Consider the following 1,272-nt stretch of genomic DNA (forward strand, 5'->3'; position numbering starts at 1 on the left):
ATGTATTAGGCACGCCGCCAGCGTTCGTCCTGAGCCAGGATCAAACTCTCCAAGAAAGTTGATTAGCTCATTTGTTACGTTGGCTTAGTTTCATTACTGAAACTAAAATTTATTGTTTGTTTCACGTCTTGTTTGTTTAGTTTTCAAAGAACAATATCTTTGCCGCTTGTGCGACTTTTCAATATTAACAGAGTGTTAATATTGTGTCAATATCATAATTAATATTTTTTCAGCAGTGGCGCGGTATGACCCGCCTGTCGGTTTTCAAGACCGATCCCTTCAGCCAAACTTGGGTATTCCTCCGAATAAGTGGAGTCTAGGGGGATCGAACCCCTGACCTCCTGCGTGCAAAGCAGGCGCTCTCCCAGCTGAGCTAAGACCCCGTATTAAAATAAAGAATGGTCGGGAAGACAGGATTCGAACCTGCGACCCCTTGGTCCCAAACCAAGTGCTCTACCAAGCTGAGCTACTTCCCGTAAAAATGCGCCCTGAGAGATTCGAACTCCCGACCTTTTGATTCGTAGTCAAACACTCTATCCAGCTGAGCTAAGGGCGCAAATGAATTTAATTCACTTAAATGGTGCCGAGGACCGGAATCGAACCGGTACGGTAGTCACCTACCGCAGGATTTTAAGTCCTGTGCGTCTGCCAGTTCCGCCACCCCGGCGTATGTTGGAGCGGAAGACGGGATTCGAACCCGCGACCCCCACCTTGGCAAGGTGGTGTTCTACCACTGAACTACTTCCGCGAATTAATTTTAAAAGTGAGCCATGAAGGACTCGAACCTTCGACCCTCTGATTAAAAGTCAGATGCTCTACCAACTGAGCTAATGGCTCAAACAAAAAATGGTGCCGGCGAGAGGACTTGAACCCCCAACCTACTGATTACAAGTCAGTTGCTCTACCAATTGAGCTACCCCGGCGTAAAGTTTGAAAAAAATATTAATATAAAATATGGTGGAGGATGACGGGATCGAACCGCCGACCCTCTGCTTGTAAGGCAGATGCTCTCCCAGCTGAGCTAATCCTCCGAAATAATGAAAGTTATTTTCACTTGCTTGAAAAAACTTTGGTGACCCCTACGGGATTCGAACCCGTGTTACCTCCGTGAAAGGGAGGTGTCTTAACCACTTGACCAAGGGGCCAGATTAAATTTTGACGAAAAAAATAACCCAATAGGGCTAGCCTGGCAACGTCCTACTCTCACAGGGACGCGTGTCCCAACTACCATCGGCGCTGAGAAGCTTAACTTCCGTGTTCGGTATGGGAACG

Annotated in this window: 9 tRNA genes and 1 rRNA gene; all 10 read right to left on the reverse strand. The window is 47.2% G+C overall.

Annotated elements, in window-relative coordinates:
- Positions 1-310: 310 nt before the first annotated feature.
- Positions 311-383, reverse strand: a tRNA-Ala gene (locus tag BR30_RS0106665).
- 16 nt (positions 384-399) lie between these two features.
- Positions 400-476, reverse strand: a tRNA-Pro gene (locus tag BR30_RS0106670).
- Between the two features lie 6 nt (positions 477-482).
- Positions 483-556 (reverse strand) — tRNA-Arg (locus BR30_RS0106675).
- Between the two features lie 22 nt (positions 557-578).
- Positions 579-667 (reverse strand) — tRNA-Leu (locus tag BR30_RS0106680).
- Positions 668-673: 6 nt separating this feature from the next.
- A tRNA-Gly gene (locus BR30_RS0106685) sits at positions 674-748 on the reverse strand.
- 16 nt (positions 749-764) lie between these two features.
- Positions 765-837: transfer RNA gene (locus BR30_RS0106690), tRNA-Lys, on the reverse strand.
- Positions 838-847: 10 nt separating this feature from the next.
- Positions 848-923: transfer RNA gene (locus tag BR30_RS0106695), tRNA-Thr, on the reverse strand.
- A gap of 32 nt (positions 924-955) precedes the next feature.
- Positions 956-1,031 (reverse strand) — tRNA-Val (locus BR30_RS0106700).
- Between the two features lie 39 nt (positions 1,032-1,070).
- A tRNA-Glu gene (locus tag BR30_RS0106705) sits at positions 1,071-1,145 on the reverse strand.
- 39 nt (positions 1,146-1,184) lie between these two features.
- Positions 1,185-1,272: ribosomal RNA gene (rrf, locus tag BR30_RS35150) — 5S ribosomal RNA — on the reverse strand; the annotation flags it as partial.

The organism is Bacillus sp. UNC41MFS5 (assembly GCF_000686805.1).